13 protein-coding genes and 1 tRNA gene are annotated in these 16,619 nt (G+C 62.0%); 6 read left to right on the top strand and 8 right to left on the bottom strand.

Annotated features, from left to right (window positions below; translation table 11 throughout):
• Positions 1-90: 90 nt before the first annotated feature.
• On the bottom strand, positions 91-345 hold the full coding sequence (locus ACZ9EJ_RS05350; RefSeq protein WP_052753938.1) for a DUF982 domain-containing protein: 255 nt from the start codon (positions 343-345) through the stop codon (positions 91-93).
• 692 nt (positions 346-1,037) lie between these two features.
• On the opposite strand from ACZ9EJ_RS05350, the gene ACZ9EJ_RS05345 reads away from it, so the two are divergent.
• From ACZ9EJ_RS05345 to rfbA, 6 genes are all read left to right on the top strand, one after another.
• Positions 1,038-2,891, top strand: coding sequence for a PBP1A family penicillin-binding protein (locus tag ACZ9EJ_RS05345; RefSeq protein ID WP_046639058.1), 1,854 nt, complete (start codon positions 1,038-1,040; stop codon positions 2,889-2,891).
• 170 nt (positions 2,892-3,061) lie between these two features.
• Positions 3,062-3,135: transfer RNA gene (locus ACZ9EJ_RS05340), tRNA-Gln, on the top strand.
• A 345-nt stretch (positions 3,136-3,480) separates the two neighbouring features.
• Positions 3,481-4,077 carry a dTDP-4-dehydrorhamnose 3,5-epimerase gene (gene rfbC / locus ACZ9EJ_RS05335; protein WP_046639057.1) on the top strand — a complete coding sequence of 199 codons (597 nt, stop codon included), beginning with the start codon at positions 3,481-3,483 and terminating at the stop codon, positions 4,075-4,077.
• 26 nt (positions 4,078-4,103) lie between these two features.
• On the top strand, positions 4,104-5,162 hold the full coding sequence (rfbB, locus tag ACZ9EJ_RS05330; protein WP_046639056.1) for a dTDP-glucose 4,6-dehydratase: 1,059 nt from the start codon (positions 4,104-4,106) through the stop codon (positions 5,160-5,162).
• Positions 5,159-6,088 (top strand): dTDP-4-dehydrorhamnose reductase, encoded by a 930-nt coding sequence (rfbD, locus tag ACZ9EJ_RS05325; RefSeq protein WP_046639055.1) that lies wholly within the window; start codon positions 5,159-5,161, stop codon positions 6,086-6,088. The genes rfbB and rfbD overlap by 4 nt, the downstream gene beginning before the upstream one ends.
• 4 nt (positions 6,089-6,092) lie before the next feature.
• A complete protein-coding gene (gene rfbA / locus ACZ9EJ_RS05320) occupies positions 6,093-7,001 on the top strand; it encodes a glucose-1-phosphate thymidylyltransferase RfbA (protein ID WP_046625556.1) in 909 nt (302 codons plus the stop codon).
• Between the two features lie 21 nt (positions 7,002-7,022).
• On the opposite strand, the gene ACZ9EJ_RS05315 is transcribed toward rfbA, so the two are convergent.
• The 7 genes from ACZ9EJ_RS05315 to ACZ9EJ_RS05285 all read right to left on the bottom strand — a co-directional run bounded on the left by ACZ9EJ_RS05315 (position 7,023) and on the right by ACZ9EJ_RS05285 (position 16,608).
• A complete protein-coding gene (locus ACZ9EJ_RS05315; RefSeq protein WP_046639054.1) occupies positions 7,023-9,077 on the bottom strand; it encodes a response regulator in 2,055 nt (684 codons plus the stop codon).
• A 199-nt stretch (positions 9,078-9,276) separates the two neighbouring features.
• Positions 9,277-9,903, bottom strand: a complete 627-nt coding sequence (locus ACZ9EJ_RS05310; RefSeq protein ID WP_046639053.1) for a cytochrome c oxidase assembly protein — start codon at positions 9,901-9,903, stop codon at positions 9,277-9,279.
• A complete protein-coding gene (locus tag ACZ9EJ_RS05305; protein ID WP_046625550.1) occupies positions 9,900-10,283 on the bottom strand; it encodes a hypothetical protein in 384 nt (127 codons plus the stop codon). Before ACZ9EJ_RS05305 ends, ACZ9EJ_RS05310 begins: the two co-directional genes overlap by 4 nt.
• On the bottom strand, positions 10,280-12,796 hold the full coding sequence (ctaD, locus tag ACZ9EJ_RS05300) for a cytochrome c oxidase subunit I (protein WP_046639052.1): 2,517 nt from the start codon (positions 12,794-12,796) through the stop codon (positions 10,280-10,282). The genes ACZ9EJ_RS05305 and ctaD overlap by 4 nt, the downstream gene beginning before the upstream one ends.
• On the bottom strand, positions 12,793-13,860 hold the full coding sequence (gene coxB / locus ACZ9EJ_RS05295) for a cytochrome c oxidase subunit II (protein ID WP_080955650.1): 1,068 nt from the start codon (positions 13,858-13,860) through the stop codon (positions 12,793-12,795). The genes ctaD and coxB overlap by 4 nt, the downstream gene beginning before the upstream one ends.
• A 130-nt stretch (positions 13,861-13,990) precedes the next feature.
• Entirely contained in the window at positions 13,991-15,217 is a 1,227-nt protein-coding gene (arsK, locus tag ACZ9EJ_RS05290) for an arsenite efflux MFS transporter ArsK (protein WP_046639051.1), read from the bottom strand.
• Positions 15,214-16,608, bottom strand: coding sequence for an NAD(P)-binding domain-containing protein (locus ACZ9EJ_RS05285; protein WP_046639308.1), 1,395 nt, complete (start codon positions 16,606-16,608; stop codon positions 15,214-15,216). Before ACZ9EJ_RS05285 ends, arsK begins: the two co-directional genes overlap by 4 nt.
• Positions 16,609-16,619: the final 11 nt, after the last annotated feature.

The raw sequence follows: 16,619 nt of genomic DNA, 5'->3' as shown, positions 1-16,619 counted from the left end.
AAGCCTCGCTGCTGAACTCGATTCCGAACGGATACTCCCCGCTACGGGGCGCTCACCTTTCACATGTCTTCGTCGAGGAATCGAGCAGACTTATTGGAGCATTCCCGCTTCGAGCGCGGCGGACAGAAATGTCTCGCGTGCAGCCGCCGCGTCTATCTGTCTTCGCAGCGCGGCGGAGCAGACCTCGGTCGCCGCTCTGTAGCGTTCGTTGCGCGCCGCCGGCCACTTGTTGGTGAGATAGATCAAGGCCTCTGCGGGCGTTCGAATAATCTCAGGAGACCGCCGCCCGACCGCCACGACCACCGGCTCCGGCCAGTTCGGATCGCTTTTCACCCGTTTTTTCATGCATTCCCTCCCCCTGCAGGCCAAACCTTGCAGACCGGAGTGTGCCACGGCTTCCGCCGCCTATCTATTTGACCTGACTTACATCATTAGAAGTAGAGCATCGACGCTTGTGATCACCGACTGGCACCACAGCATCTTCCTTTTGCGCTAACATGCACTAGTTCCCTTTTCATAATCCAACAGCCACGCAGTGAATGACCAGCCCTGAGGACAGATCCAAGAACCCGGATGAACATGCCCCCAGCGAGCCTGCGCGCGTGGCTGACAGAGAGGCCGTACCAGAAGGTGCGCCGGAAACGGACGGTCGTCGCGACGAGCGTACGCATTCGGGCAAACCGCCAGACGAACCGAAAGCGGCTGACAACGCTGCTCCGGCTTTCGGGCAAAGCGGACGGGCGATCCGGGAATTGCTGGTCGCGCTCCGCCATGATCTTGGAACGTCGTGGCAATCAGGCTCGCTGCGGATAAGGAACGCCACAGCCGCTCTTCGGGAGAAATTCGCAAGACCGAAAGAGCAAGAACCAAATCCGACATCCACAGCGGCGGCGGAGCGCTTTTCAGCCTTCCGCGGTAAAGCTCTATTGCAGATACAAGCCTGGCGGCCCTGGCGGCACTTTTCAAGACAGAACCGGCCCTCCGGGCGGTGGTCTTGGATAAACGTTGCCGCACTCGCATCCTTCGGCTGCGTCCTCATGCTGGCTGGCGTTCTGACATGGGCGCTGAAGGACGTGCCCTGGCGGGAGATTGCCGCGGGCACGTTGAAGCCGGTCATCGTGCTGGAAACGGCGGATGGCGCCCCGCTTGTCCGGCAGGGTCCCTATCAGGGACCGTATGCCGCTTACGGCCAGTTTCCGCAGTCCCTCATCGAGGCCGTCCTGTCGATCGAGGACAGGCGGTTCATGAGCCACTACGGTATCGATCCCCAGGGTATCGGGCGGGCGCTGATCCGGAATTTTCAGGCGGGCTCGGTCGCCCAGGGCGGAAGCACGATCACGCAGCAATTGATCAAGGTGCAGTATCTGGAAAGCGACCGAACGCTGAAGCGGAAGATCCAGGAGGTGGTCATTGCATTCTGGCTCGAATGGAAGCTCGGCAAGCAGGAAATCCTCACCCGGTATCTGAACGCGGCTTACCTCGGCTCGGGTGCCACCGGAATGCCGGCCGCCGCGCGGATATACTTCAACAAGGACATCGGAGACCTCGACGTCTCGGAGTCTGCAATGCTCGCCGGTCTCCTGAAGGCACCGAGCCAGCTGAACCCGATCGCCAATTTCGAAGGTGCCCGTCAGCGAACGGCGACGGTGCTCGCCGCAATGGTCGCCAATGGCAAGCTGACGCCCGAGGAAGCCGCGGCCGCCAAGGGAGAGTTCGGCAAACTTCGCCCGACAACACCGACGCCCCGCTCGGGAAGCTGGTTTGCCGATTGGATATCGCCGCAGGCAAGCGAGATCGCCGGCACCTCGCCGGGATCGACGACGGTCCGCACAACGCTCGTGCCCCGTCTGCAGCGCATTGCCGAAAGGGTTGTTACGCAGGCTCTGGACGAAGACGGAAAGACGCTCGGCGCAAGCCAGGCGGCGCTGGTGGCGATGACCCCCGAAGGCGCGGTCGTCGCCATGGTGGGCGGACATGACTACAAGACGAGCCAGTTCAACCGCGCGGTCACGGCGATGCGGCAGCCCGGCTCCACGTTCAAGCTGTTCGTCTATTACGCCGCCCTGAAAAAAGGACTGACGCTTTTCGACCGTGTCCTCGACGCCCCTATCGAGATTGACGGCTGGTCGCCCGAAAACTCCGGCGGCGGCTACCGTGGCTGGGTGACATTGGCGGAAGCTTTCGCCCGTTCGTTGAATGCCGCAACAGTCGCACTGGCACAGGACGTCGGGCTCGACAACGTCGCCGCGGCCGCCAAGGAACTCGGCATCGACACGCCGCTCGCGCCGAGCCCATCCCTCGCGCTCGGCACTTCGGAGGTCAATCTGCTCGATCTCACCAGTGCCTATGCATCGGTTCGTCTGGGGAAGGCACCGGTCGAGCCTTGGGGGATTATCGATTTCCAGGCGGCGGGCCAGTCCCAGGCCTTCAGGGTGGGCGAAAAGACCGCGCCTTCGATCGATCTGTCGCCCTACCAGTCCGACCTCCTTGGGCTGCTGCAGCTCGTCGTCGAACGCGGCACCGGCCGCGACGCAGATCCCGGCACGTTCGCCGCCGGCAAGACAGGCACCAGCCAGAACAATCGCGATGCCTGGTTTGTCGGCTTCACCGAGCCACTGGTCGTCGGCGTCTGGGTCGGCAATGACGACGACACGCCGATGAAAGGCGTGACGGGCGGTTCGCTTCCGGCCCGGATCTGGCGGGATTTCATCCGCGCGGCGATGGCCGAGCCCGCTCCTGATTTCGATCTGGAAAAGGGGCTGGCGGCAGGCAAGCCGGGGACCGCGCCCTCCTGCAACATCACGGCCTGCTCCCGCAGCTACCGGTCTTTCCGGGCCTCCGACTGCACCTATCAACCTTTTCGCGGCGAGCGCAGGCTCTGCGAAAAGTGAAGGCCGGCACTCGGGGACGCCGATCGGCGGCGCATGCCCTCGAGCAAATTTCCAAAGCCGGATGAAAGTTCGAGATTTAACAAAAAACGACCGCTCTGTGATTGCCCGGCGAATGAAGCTTTGCTAGAGCAACTCGCATTCCGTGAGCGGCGCCATCGCCGCCATCATGGTGGGGCGTCGCCAAGCGGTAAGGCAACGGTTTTTGGTACCGTCATCCCTGGTTCGAATCCAGGCGCCCCAGCCACTTGTTTGTGGCCCATTCTATCAGTCATTGGTGCCGGAACCGGCCAACCGTAAATCCGCGGGCCACCTGTTTACCGTTGCCTTGGCGCCGCGCCATGATTTGCGGCTGTACCTATTTCCCCGCACTGTTCCGCCACACCCGGCCAAGCCGCGTACCGGCCGCGAACCTCGTTGTGCTGATGAGAACTGCAATCGTCCGGGTAGCCGGGAGAACCGGGCATAGCCCTCGGCCTACCGCTAATTGACGACCCCATCGCCCATCTGATGAGCCGCATCCGAATTGCGCTCAGAATATCGGTATGGCTTTATAACCAAACAGCCGGAAATTCAGGATTATGAGGAATTTGTGCGCTTCGAGAGTACGATCATTGAAGATGTACTTCTTTTAACGTCGAAGAAATTCGGCGATCCTCGAGGCTATTTCATGGAAACGTTTCGAAAAAACCTCTTTGAATCAGAAGTAGGTTCTTTCACGTTTGTCCAGGACAACCGGTCTTACTCGGCAGAGGCGGGAACGGTTCGTGGTCTGCACTTTCAGATCCAACCTTGCTCACAAGGTAAACTCGTGTCGTGTTCGAGCGGCGCGTTCCTGGATGTGGCGGTTGATATCCGTATCGGATCGCCGACATACGGGAAGTTCGTCGCGGTGGAACTATCGGCCGAAAATGCCCTCCAGCTTTGGCTGCCGCCAGGTTTCGCACATGGGTTTTGCACGCTGACGGAGGATACGGTGATCACCTACAAAGTGACTGACTATTACAGCGCCGAACACGAACGCGGCCTGCTTTGGAATGATCCGGAGATTGGGATCGAATGGCCAGTCGCGGCAGACAAGGCAATCCTGTCGGAGAAGGATCGGGACCAGCCCAAGCTCTCCGAACTTCAATCCAACTTTATCTACGCCGTCAACGATGAATTCGGCAGACTCAGTCGGAGCCGGTGACGAGAACTTTGGGGGTAGTCGAAAGCATGCGCGTGCTTGTTACGGGTGGGGCAGGTTTCATCGGATCGGCGGTCGTCCGCCATCTCGTGCTCGAAAAGGGATACGACGTCCTGAATATCGACAAACTGACCTATGCCGGCACGTTGAGCTCGCTCAGGTCGGTTGAGGGCAGGCCGTCTTACCGGTTTCTCAAGATCGATATATGCGATGCCGCGGCGATTGCCTCCGCGATGTCGACGTTCAGACCGGACCGGGTGATGCATCTGGCTGCCGAAAGCCATGTCGACCGCTCCATCCTCGGCGCACGGCAATTCGTTGAAACCAACATACTCGGCTCTTTCACCATGCTCGAATGCGCGCGCGCATATTGGCAGACACTTCTTCCCCAGGACCGAATCCGCTTCCGCTTCCTGCATGTCTCGACCGACGAGGTCTACGGCTCCCTCGGAGCGGAGGGGGCGTTCTCGGAAACAACACCCTACGATCCAAGCTCGCCCTATTCGGCATCGAAGGCAGCATCGGACCATCTCGCCAAGGCATGGGCACGAACCTACGGCATGCCGGTCATCGTCTCCAACTGCTCGAACAACTACGGGCCTTACCATTTCCCCGAAAAACTCATCCCGCTGATCATCCTGAACGCGCTGGAGGGCAAGCCCCTGCCGGTTTATGGAAACGGGACCAACATCCGCGACTGGCTTTATGTGGAGGATCACGCCCGGGCGCTGGATCTCATCGCCGAACGAGGCAGGGTTGGAGAAACCTACAATGTCGGGGGCCGGAACGAGCGCAGCAATATCGATGTCGTGAAGCGGATCTGCGCGATCCTTGACGATCTGCAGGCAGTCGGACGCCCCCACGAAAACCTGATCCAGTTCGTGGCCGACCGGCCCGGGCATGATGTGCGTTATGCGATCGACGCGACCAAGCTGGAAACCGAACTGGGCTGGAGGGCAAGGGAAAGCTTCGAGACCGGGATCGAAAAGACGGTGCGCTGGTATCTCGACAATGAATGGTGGTGGGCGCCGCTCCGAAAAGGGTATGACGGTAGCCGCCTCGGGCTCCTCAAGGCCGGGGCCGGATGATGCGCGAACCCAGGCGATACGTGGTAACCGGGCTGAATGGACAGGTCGTCCGATCACTCATCGAAACCGCGACCGGGCAAGGCGAGGTCGAGATTATTCCGCTCGGCCGCCCCGATCTCGATCTGGCCAGGCCGGAGACCATCGCGGCGACGGTCGAGGCCGCCCGTCCCGACCTGATCGTCTCCGCGGCTGCCTTCACGGGTGTCGATCAGGCCGAAATTGAGAGGGCGACGGCGTTTGCCGTCAACGCCGCAGGCCCGGCGGAACTGGCGCGGGTAGCGAAAACGCTGCGTGTCCCGATCGTTCATCTGTCCACGGACTATGTCTTCGACGGCAGCAAGGCCTCTCCCTATGTCGAATCCGATCCGGTCGCGCCGCTGGGCGTCTATGGCCGCGACAAACTGGTGGGCGAGCGGAACGTCGCTGCGGCAACCGACAATCATGCGATCCTTCGCACCGCCTGGGTCTACAGCCCGTTCAGCCGGAACTTCCTGCGTACGATGCTGAAGGCCGCTGAGACAAGGGAAGAGGTGCAAGTCGTCGACGATCAGATCGGCAACCCGACTTCGGCACTCGATATCGCCGAAGCCGTCATGGTGGTCGGGCAAAACCTGCTGGCTTCGAACAATCCCGCCTTGCGCGGCGTCTTTCATATGGCAGGAACGGGCGCGGCGACTTGGGCGGATTTCGCAGACGAGATCTTCAGGATTTCGGGCGCGAATGGCGGGCCTTCGGCAAGGGTCGTCCGCATCCCCACCAGCGCCTATCCGACACCGGCTCGACGGCCGGCCAATTCACAACTGGACTGCTCAAAATTGTACAGGCGCCACGGCATCGTCATGCCGGATTGGCGGGGCTCGGCGGGAGATGTCGTCAGGCGCCTCCTGCAGCCGCTTGACCTTGAAAACAGAAAATACGGGAGGTGAGTTGATGAAGGGGATTATTCTCGCAGGCGGCAGCGGCACGCGGCTACATCCGATGACGCAGGTGCTGTCGAAACAGCTCATGCCGATCTATGACAAGCCGATGATCTATTATCCGCTGTCGACGCTGATGCTCGCGGGGATCCGCGATATCCTGATCATATCGACGCCAAAGGACATGCCGAATTTCCAACAGTTGCTGGGCGACGGTTCCAAATGGGGCCTCTCGTTATCCTATGCGGAACAGCCCTCTCCTGACGGTCTGGCGCAGGCCTATATTATCGGCGCCGATTTCATCGGCTCCAATTCGTCCTGTCTGGTCCTCGGCGACAACATCTTCTTCGGCCATGGCATAACCGACCTCTTCAAAAGCGCCATGGCGCGCGACAGCGGCGCCACGGTCTTCGCTTACCACGTCAACGACCCGCAGCGTTACGGCGTGGTCGAGTTCGACAAGCAGATGAAGGCAGCTTCGATCGAGGAGAAGCCGGCGCACCCCCGCTCCAGCTGGGCCGTCACCGGCCTCTATTTCTATGACAAGGACGTCATCGACATTGCGGCCAACCTGAAGCCGTCCGCCAGAGGCGAACTGGAGATCACCGATGTCAACCGGGCTTATCTCGATCGCGGAATGCTCCATGTCGAGATGATGGGGCGCGGTTATGCCTGGCTCGACACAGGCACGCCCGACAGCCTCCTTGAAGCATCCGAATTCGTATCGACGCTCGAACGCCGGCAAGGCGTCAAGATTTCCTGCCCCGAGGAGATTGCCTATCGCCAGAACTTTATCGACGCCGACCAGCTCGAATGCCTCGCCAAGCAATATGGGAAGAGCGCCTACGGGCGATACCTGACCGGACTTCTGGAAGTTCCCGTTCCGCCGCAGGTCCATAAGCCGCTGAGCTTGGTCGGGTAGGCTGGAGCGCCGTTGCGCCGATCAGCTTTTCGCCGGGATCTCCAGGCGTACGACGTTTGTTGATGTCTCAGTCGACATCTTCGCCGCCTCCAGCGAGGCAGCCAGGTCTTCGATCTTGAACGGCTTCGCCACAACCGGACACCCGACCTCGGTGCCGGCCTCCAGCTTGTCGCTGTAGCCGGTCATCAGAACGACCGGCAGGCGCGAGTTCTTCCGGCGTATCTCCTCGGCAAGCTCGATACCGGACATTCCCGGCATCATGATGTCGCTGATCACCGCCTCGATTTCGGGATGACGCTCCAAGACCTCAATTGCCTCGCTGCCGCCGGTCGCCACGAAGATCGTCGAGACAAGTCCTTCCAGGGCCAGGCGCACCGACTCCAGAGACGATGGGGTGTCGTCCACGACCAGAAGCCGCGCCGGAAGATTTACCGCCGGCCTTGCGGGCTCACGCGCAACGCGCTGTTCGTTTGACCGGGGAAGAAGCAGCGTGAAGGCGCTGCCATGACCGGCCACGCTCGCGACCTTCACAGCACCGCCGCTGCCCTTGGCGAAACTGTGGACCTGCGTCAGCCCAAGGCCCGGGCCGCCATTCTTCTTTGTGGAGAAAAACGGCTCGAACACCCGCCCCAGATGCTCGGATGCGACGCCAGTTCCGGTATCCGCGATCGTCAGGGCAACAAACTGCCCTTGAAGGGTCGGATCTTCCGCAGCGCCATCGAGGACATTTCTTGCCGAAATCCTCACTTGACCACCACCGCCCATAGCCTCTCGCGCATTGGTAAGGAAATTGATCAGCGCGTTTTCCAGCCCTGCGGGGTCGACATGAACCGGCCAGATATCGTCCGGCACGTTGATGTCCATGACGATCGTGTCATCGATGGCCTGCCGGAGCAGAGGTCTCAATTCGGTGAGTTTGAGATCCAGTTCGACATGTCCGGCGCCCTGATTGGAGCGCCTCGAAAACGACAGCAGCCGTTGCGTGATCGCCTTCCCCCTCGTCACTCCCTCGCTCATGTGCGACAGGAGCTGCGTCACCCGCTGCTCGTCGTTCCGCTTCCTCTTGATGCCCTCGACGCCCGACTGAAACACCATGAGGAGGTTGTTGAAATCATGCGCTGCCTGGCCCGTCAGCTTTCCGAGCGCATCCATGCGCTGCCAATTGGCCATGCTTTCGCGTTCGCGGTTCCTGGCGCGAATTTCCCGGTGGAAGAGAAATGCGGCCGACCCTGAGAGCAGCAGCGTGAAGCAGCTGGCGGCCACGAGCAGCAATGTCGCCTTGCGTGCAAGCCTATCGTATTCTGCAACCGGCAGGCCTACCCTCACCCGCCACGGGGTTTCCCCAAGCGCAACTTGGGCAACCCGTACCTCCAATCCGTTTTTGAGCGTCGCCAGACCGAAATCCGTTCCGGAAAAGCTTGCGAACTCGCTTGCCGCATTGCCGGCAAGAGCAGGAGCTCCGGTCGAGGCCACAAGGCGATCCTGACCGTCGACGATCCAGGCCGCCCAAGTTTCCGGGAGCCCATTGGCGTAGAGAAGGTTTGTGACGATCGTCGGGCGGATGACGACCGACAGGATGGCTCGCAGCTTGTCGTTCCTCTGGATCGGAACCCTCACGGCGAAGGCCGCCTGCCCGCGAGGCCCGATGGAAACGTTGCCGATCACGGCAGCGCCCGTGCGAACCACGGTCCGATGGCTCTCGATGTCCACGACCTGTTTCTCAGCCGCCCCCTCGAGTGCCGGTGAGGAGAGCACGACCTCCCCCTTCTCGTCCGAAATCCGGATCTGCTCCCATTCAGGCACCCGCTCGCGCAGGCGCCGAGCGATCTCGGCGAAGGCGGAACGGGGAATCGGCGGGTCGAGCCGGGGCGAATCCGCAACGACGGACAGAAGCTGAATCTGGCTTTTAAGCTCTCGCTGAAGCGTGGCGGCCATGATGGTCGCTTTGCTGCGGATGTCGGCGTCGAGCGCGTTCTGCTGTTCCTGAATGAAGAACCTGCCCATCACGGCGGCGAGAATGATGAGCGGGATCAGCGACGCAGTGACGAGGAGGAGCGCTGGCCGGGCTTGATTCAACTGACACTCCGATATCTGTTGTTCACGCTCCATCAAATAAGGCAGAGCCCGAAAGTTGCAACGCCAACTTCGGCCGGAGGGCCCGCGCCGTGCCAGATAACTGGGGAGATCGCACCGATCGGCATCATGCACATGGCGATATCCACCACGGCGGCTCTTTTCCTCTTCTTTTCCACGCACGACGACGGACGCCGCCGACTCACCGATCCGGCAGCGGCGCGTTCAGCGTGCGGGCCAAAAGCGCCACGCCACCGGCCAGATAGACTGCGGCGCCCACCAAAAGCATCACAACGCCGCCAGCCTGCTGGTCCACCGCGGCGGACAAGGTCACACCGAGGCAACTGACTTCGCCATCGCCGTAGAGCGGACGCGGCGAAAGCGCCAAAAGTGCGCCGAGCAGCGTCATGTGCATGGAGGTAAAGAGCAGGCCGAACGTGCCGGCAAGCCGCCGCTCCTCGCGACCCTTCGCCGCTCCGCCGAGGCAGGAGAGCCAAAGAGCGAGACCTGCAGCGAGGAAAACCGCCTGTTCAAACGCCGCCAGGAACGGTGACGCCTCCGATAGCGCGCGCAGGACAGGAATGTGCCAGATCCAGACCGCGAAGAGTTCCATGAGCGAAGCGGTGAGCGGAGTCAGCCAGCGCCGGCCTGCAGAAAAGTCGAATCGGGTCCCCGACAAGCCGATCGCGATCAGCGGCGCCGCACCCGCCACGACGCCCATATGGGCGATCATGTGCACCGAGAAGGACGACCGGTCGGCAAGCGGCAGCAAGAGGACCCAGAGGGCAAACAACACAATCAGCCCGCTAACCAGCGCAGCCTTCCTCATGACTGGCATTCCGCAATGAAGATCATCGGGATCGCCATGTAGAGGACGGCGACGAAACTCAAGCCCGACAACAGCAGCGTCGCGAACCCCTGGAAGAGCGTGCGGGCATTGCGGGTCGCCTCGTCGTGCGGCGGATCGTCGGAGCCGAAACCCCATTGCCGCCATGCAAGCCAGGCCGACAGCACGATCATCGCCAGCGCCAGCACCGTTACGACGCCGAGCCCGATCCGCACCGTATCGAACGATATTTCGGAGGAGAGCCCCTTGGCGCAGAAGACCGCCACCGTCGCGTAACAGACGACGAAATGCAGCGCCCAGACGGTCGGGGCGGTGAACAGGGTCCAGAGGGTCTCAACCTCCCGCGGAATGAAGCTCTTCATGTGCTTACCAAGGGAAACAGGCCGAGGACCGCGAAGGTGACGACGGCGGTTAAGGCCATGAAATGCCAGTAGAGCGTGACGTTGCGGATATCCTGGTCGTATTCGGCAGTCATCCGGCCGGCGATGCTGCGCGCGAGACAATAGCCCTGCATGATCGCGCCGACCACGCCATGCGTCACCGTCCAGATAACGACGATCCAGACGATGGCCGGATAGACATGTGAGGTCGGGTCCATGCCATGTAGATAGGGACCGGCAAGACCTGCAAACGAGGCAGCGATCGACACGGCGAATGCCCCCGTGAGCGCCAACCGCACACCGGTTGGTCCCTTCTCGTTGAGTTCGCGCGCCAGCAGCGTCAGCGCCCAGGCGATGACGTAGAGCAAAAGCGCCGCCATCGGCCAGAGGACGCCGGGTCCATTGGCGATCGTGGTGAAGTCGTCATGGATGGTCCAGTAGAAGAAATAGCCGAAGATCAGGCTCGCGAACGCCGTGCCATCACCGACCATGGTGATGAACATCGCCCACCATCCGACGGAAGCCGGGCCGGAGACATAGACCGGCAGCGTCTCGCCTAGCCCGACATCGATCTCCGGCACCTCCGGGATCGGTGCGGTTCCATTCCAGAGCCAGTGGACGATGGCGATGAAGGTGATGATCGCGAAGACGATCGTGGTGATCCACAATTTGAAGGTCAGCGCGATGAACACGCCGCCGAGCGCGATGGCCGCGATGATCGTCACGTAGGAAACGCCGCCGACCCGCAGGCACTGGATCGGCTTCGCATCCAGAACGGAGGTGACCAGCGTCTCGCGCTTGCCGGATTTGGCGTCCGGCAGATAGAAGCGCCCGGCCTCGATATCCGCTTGCAGGTTCGGCTGGTCCCAGAGCGGATAGCGGCTGGTGATGATCGGTACCGAGCGCATGCCCCAGCTTTCCGCCGGATCGTTGGTCCATTCGAGCGTCCCGGAATTCCAGGGGTTGAGATCGCGCCCTGCCGGCTGTTGTTTCGGCCGAAAAATGTCGATGACGAAGGTCGCGACACCGGCGGCGAACACGAAGGCACCGATGGTCGAGATGAGGTTGAACCAGTCCCAGCCGATATCTTCCGGATAGGTGAAGACCCGTCGCGGCATCCCCCGCAGGCCGGAGAAATGCATGGGGAAGAAGGCGACGTTGAAACCGGCAAACATCAGCCAGAAAGCGGTCCTGCCCCAGGCATCGCTGAGCTTCTTACCCGTCACGAACGGAAAGTAGTAATAGATGCCCGCGACGACCGGAAACAGCATGCCGCCGATCAGCACATAGTGAAGGTGGGCGACGACGAAATAGGTATCATGCGCCTGCCAGTCGAACGGGACGAGCGCCACCATCACCCCCGTCAGTCCGCCGATCACGAAGATGATCAGCCCGCCCGCACCGAACAGCATCGGTACCGAAAAGATCACCCGGCCGGCGAGCATGGTGGCGATGAACACGAAGATCTGCACCCCTGTCGGGATCGCCACCGCCTCCGACGCCGCCGAAAAGAAGGCGAGCGAGATCTGCGGCAGGCCGGTCGCGAACATGTGGTGCACCCAGAGCCCGAAGCTCAGGAACCCCGTGCCGACGGCGGCGAGCACGATCCAGGAATAACCGACGATCGGCCGCTGCGAAAAGGTCGGCACGATCATCGCCATCAGCGCGATGGCGGGCAGGAAGATGATGTAGACTTCCGGGTGGCCGAAGATCCAGAAAAGGTGCTGCCAAAGCCGCGGATCGCCGCCGCGCGTCGCGTCGAAGAACGGCCAGTCGAACATCCGCTCCATCTCGAACAGGATGTCACCGGCAATCAGCGGCGGAAAGGCGAACAGGATCATGCCGGCGACGATCAGCAGGTACCAGGCGAACATCGGCATCAGGTTGATCCGCATGCCGGGAGCCCGGCACTTCATGATACCCACGATGATCTCGACGGCGGCGGCGATCGACGCCACCTCGATGAAGGACAGGCCGAGCAGCCAGATATCCGCACCGATGCCGGCATATTCGTCGTCGGTCGCAAGCGGCGGATACATGAACCAGCCCGCGTTCGGCGCGGCGTTGAAGAAGATCGACCCGCAGACGAAGACACCGCCGATGAGGAAACTCCAGAAGCCGAAGGCGGACAGCCGCGGGAACGGCAGCTCCCGGGCACCCAGCATCGACGGCAGCAGGAAGATCGCAACGGCTTCGAAGATCGGCACCGCGAACAGGAACATCATCACCGTGCCATGCAGCGTGAAGGCCTGGTTGAACAGTTCCGCGGAGATGAAGTCGTTCCGCGGCACCGCCAGTTGCAGGCGCATCAGGAGACCGAGCAGGCCGGCGAACAGCATGAAGGCAAAGGCGGTGACGCCATACCACAGCCCGATCTCGCTGTTGTTGACAGACGTCCAGTAGCGGATGCCTTTCGGCGTCTCCCATACCTTGCGCAGCCGTTCCTCCTGCGCCGCCCGCTCTTCCGGCGAAAAATTGCCGAGCTCCTTGGTCATCTGAGCCCTTTCAGGTAGGCAGCGATCCGCTCGATCTCCGCCTCCTCCAGCATGGAGAAGTGCGGCATGCGCGCCTCCGGCTTGACCTGGCCGGGATCGCGTATGAAGCGGGCGACATGCTCGTCTCCATTCGGAAGCGCGCCCGCTCCCACGGAACCGCGCTCTCCGAAGGCGGTCAGATCGGGACCGATCGTCCCCCTCGCCTCCGTGCCCGAAATGGCATGGCAGGCGCCGCAACCGTGGCGAAGGAAGAGCGCCAACCCCTCCTGATCCTGTCCGCCGGACGCGTTGCGACGCGCAACGAACCAGGCCTCGTACGCCTCCGGTTCCATTGCATGGACGGTGAAGGCCATCAGCGCGTGACTGGCACCGCAGAATTCGGCGCAGACGCCCCGATAGGTACCGGGCTTTTCCGCCTGCAGCGTCAGGCGGTTTTCGCGACCGGGTATCATGTCCATCTTGCCGCCAAGCACCGGTATCCAGAAGGAATGGATGACGTCGGGCGAATTCAGCAAAAAGACGACGCGCTCCCCGATTGGTACGCGCACCTCGTTTGCCGTTTCGAAAGCGACCGCGCCGCGTTCGTCGAGATAGCGCACCCGCCACCAGAACTGCTCGCCCGTCACCTCGACCCGCCTTAACCCCACATCCTCACCGAACCAGGGCCGGATATTGGGCATCAGCCAGACGGCATAGGAAAGCAGGGCTGCGAGGATTACCGTCGGAAAAACGGCCCCGCCCCAGAGGATGAGCTGCCCCGCCCCCCTTTCCGAATAGGGTCTACGCTTGCGGGCCGCGTGGAACAGCAGGCCGACGACACCCGCCCAGATGACCACCCCGCCGATCAGCATGACGAAAAATAGCTTGGCGACATCGCTCGCCTCGCGGCCAGCCGGATCGAGCGCCGACTGGACGCCGGAACACGACGCCAGAAGCGGAAGGAGAAGAGGAATGAAGGTGGTTGTCCGGATTGCCGGCCGATCACTGCTCGAAATGCCGTCCCGGCCGATGTCTCGTCCTGATCGGATTGGCCAGCCGGCGCCGGTCAAGCGGTCATCATCCATTCGGCAAGCACCCATCGCGCCATCGGCCGTCAGCCAGACATTGGGCCGGAACGCACGACGTAAGCCTTTGTTCCGGGTAAAACGGTACGCATCTAACCGAAATTCCCGCTCCTTGGCGCTGGGCTGGCAATCATCGACTTGAAGCTTCCGGAACAGATGCGCGCGCGCCCAGCTGAATTGTCATGGCAATTCCCATAAATGCTAAGGCCGCAATTGCCCCGATCACCACCGTCCACCAGATCGACGGCACGACGCCGATCCCCGCGAGCAAGATCGACATTGCGAGCGGAGCGACGGCGGACATCATCTGCTTGGCCGACGTCACGCAGCCCATGCGGCTGCCGTAACCGGCTTTGCCGAACAACTCCAGCGGCAGGGTACCGCTCACGATGCTTGTCAATCCGGAACCAAGTCCGAAGCAGACGGCGAACAGGATGGCCCCGGGGACGGACGGCGTCGTCAACATGAGGATCGCCAGACCGGACGGGATCAACGCCGTGGCAATCACCGCCAGCCATCTCTGCGGCAACTCGCGGCCGAAGACCAGGTTGATCAGGCGACTGGCCACTTGCGAAGGGCCGAACAGAGAGGCGACAACGAGGCCCGCGGCTCCCATACCCAGTGCCTGCGTCAGCGGGACCATGTGAACGAGGATGGCGGACAATGCATAACCTTCGATGGCGAAGCCAAACAGCATCAGGAAGAACAGCAGGTTCCTGTTTGCGACTGCGCGAACCGGGGCGGCCGTCGGAAGTGTCGCTTTGGACGCTGAGACGGCGCTGGTCGTCAGACGCGCCAGGGCGAGGTGGACAGGAAAGCAGACGGCCAGGTTCATGGCCGCGAAGACCAGGTAGATTTCACGCCACGACAGGAAGCCGTGCATCCAGGAAGTCAGGGGCCAGAACATCGACGACGCGAACCCGGCCATCAGTGTCAGGTGAACGATCGAGGTCTGGGCCTTCTTTCCTCCCGCTTGGACGATGGCGGTGAAAGCAGTCGCGTAGAGAACCGCAGCGGAAACCACTTCCGTCAACGCCAGCGAAACGGCAAAGGTCAGCGGCCCCGACGACACGGACATCACCACCAGGCAGGCGGCAGCCAGCAGCGACCCCACGGCCATCAGGCGCCCCGCGCCAATCCGGTCGGCAAGGGTTCCCGAAAGCGGAGCGGCGAGGCTGCCGGCCAGCAGTGCGATCGAAAACGCTCCAAACACCCACTGTTCCGATCGCCCGACGTCGCGGGCGATCTCCGGAACCAGAATACTGAAGGCATAATAGAGGGTGCCGTAGCCGATGTTCTGCGAGGCTCCAAGGCCAATCAAGGCCCAGAGCGGCAACTTCTGTTCGTTATGCATCATGCGTGCTCGGTTTCGACCCTTGTCTGGCCGCAGCCGCAGCCAGTCCTGCCTTCAGATTTGGCTTCGGCGTCAGCGACACAACATGCGTCTACCGTAGCAGGGGCCGGACCGCCGCAACATCCCGAAGACGTCGAGATCAGGGGAGTAGCGGCGCAGACGCCTGTTTCGGGAAGCACCAGTTCGACCCGTCGCGCGGCGGCATGATCGCCAGCGAGTTCCGCGACGACGGATCGCACCTGCTCGTAACCGGTCCGCATCAGGAAGGTCGGCGCCCGGCCGTAAGACTTCGATCCCACGATGTAGAAGTCCTTCTCCGGATGCGACAGTTCATCGACCCCATGCGGCGGGACGGTGCCACAGGAATGAAGGTTCGGGTCGATGAGAGGAGCCAGTGCCGGCGGCGCCTCGACGGCCGGATCGATACTCAACCGCAGCTCCCTCAGGAACGAGAAGTCAGGTCGGAACCCGGTGGCGACGACGACCTGATCCAATTCCAGTTCGATCGCCTCCCCATCGGTCGTCGCGGTCACGACGACCTTGTCATTTCTCCTGGCGATCCGGCTTGCCGAAAAGGAGGTAAGCATCTTGAGCTTTCCCGCGTCCATAGCCTTCTTCGCCGCAAGACCGAGAGCGCCCCGCTCTGGCAACTGGTCGTTCAAACCGCCGCCCAGCAGCTTGGCGACGCCGTGATTGCGAAGCGCCCAGTGGATTTCGGTCGACGGGTTGGCCTGCTGAAGCTCAAGCAACGCAAGGGCGACATTGATCGCCGAATGGCCGCTTCCCACCACGAGTGTACGCTTGCCCACGAAGTCCGGGCGCCTGCCCCCGGTAACGTCCGGTATGCCGTAGGAAACCGGTCCGCCTGCGCTCTCGCCAAGGACTAGAATACCGTTTACACCCATTGGGTTCGGTTGCGTCCATGTGCCGGAGGCGTCGATCACTGCTCGCGCGACAACCTCATGCTCCCCGTTCCCGTCCCGGTACCGGATCACGAAAGGCGCGTCCAAGCGCCCCCCGGAGGAAACCTTGTCCAGACCCAGGCGGGCGACGGCCGTGACGGCCGCGCCGAGCTTTATCGCCTGCTCGATGGCCGGAACGCGCGACAGAGGCAGCAGGTAGCCGTCGACGATCTCGCGTCCGGTCGGCAGGTAGTCCGGTGAAGGAGCGGCCCAGCCGTTGCTCTCCAGCAGTCGCCGGGCGGCGTCATCGATATTGTACTTCCATGGCGAGAACACCCGGATGTGGCCCCACTCGAGAAGCGTGGTCCCGACAGAATTTCCCCTCTCGAAAATGACCGGCGTCATGCCGGCTTCAAGCAGCTTTGCCGCCGCCGCCAGCCCAACCGGACCTGCTCCGACAACCGCAACGGGGAACATGTCACTTGACTTCATTTTGATCTCCA

The sequence above is a fragment of the Neorhizobium sp. USDA 3394 genome (assembly GCF_056280385.1).
Note: the sequence above shows the minus strand (reverse complement) of the source record. Positions and strands in the feature narration are given on the sequence as shown.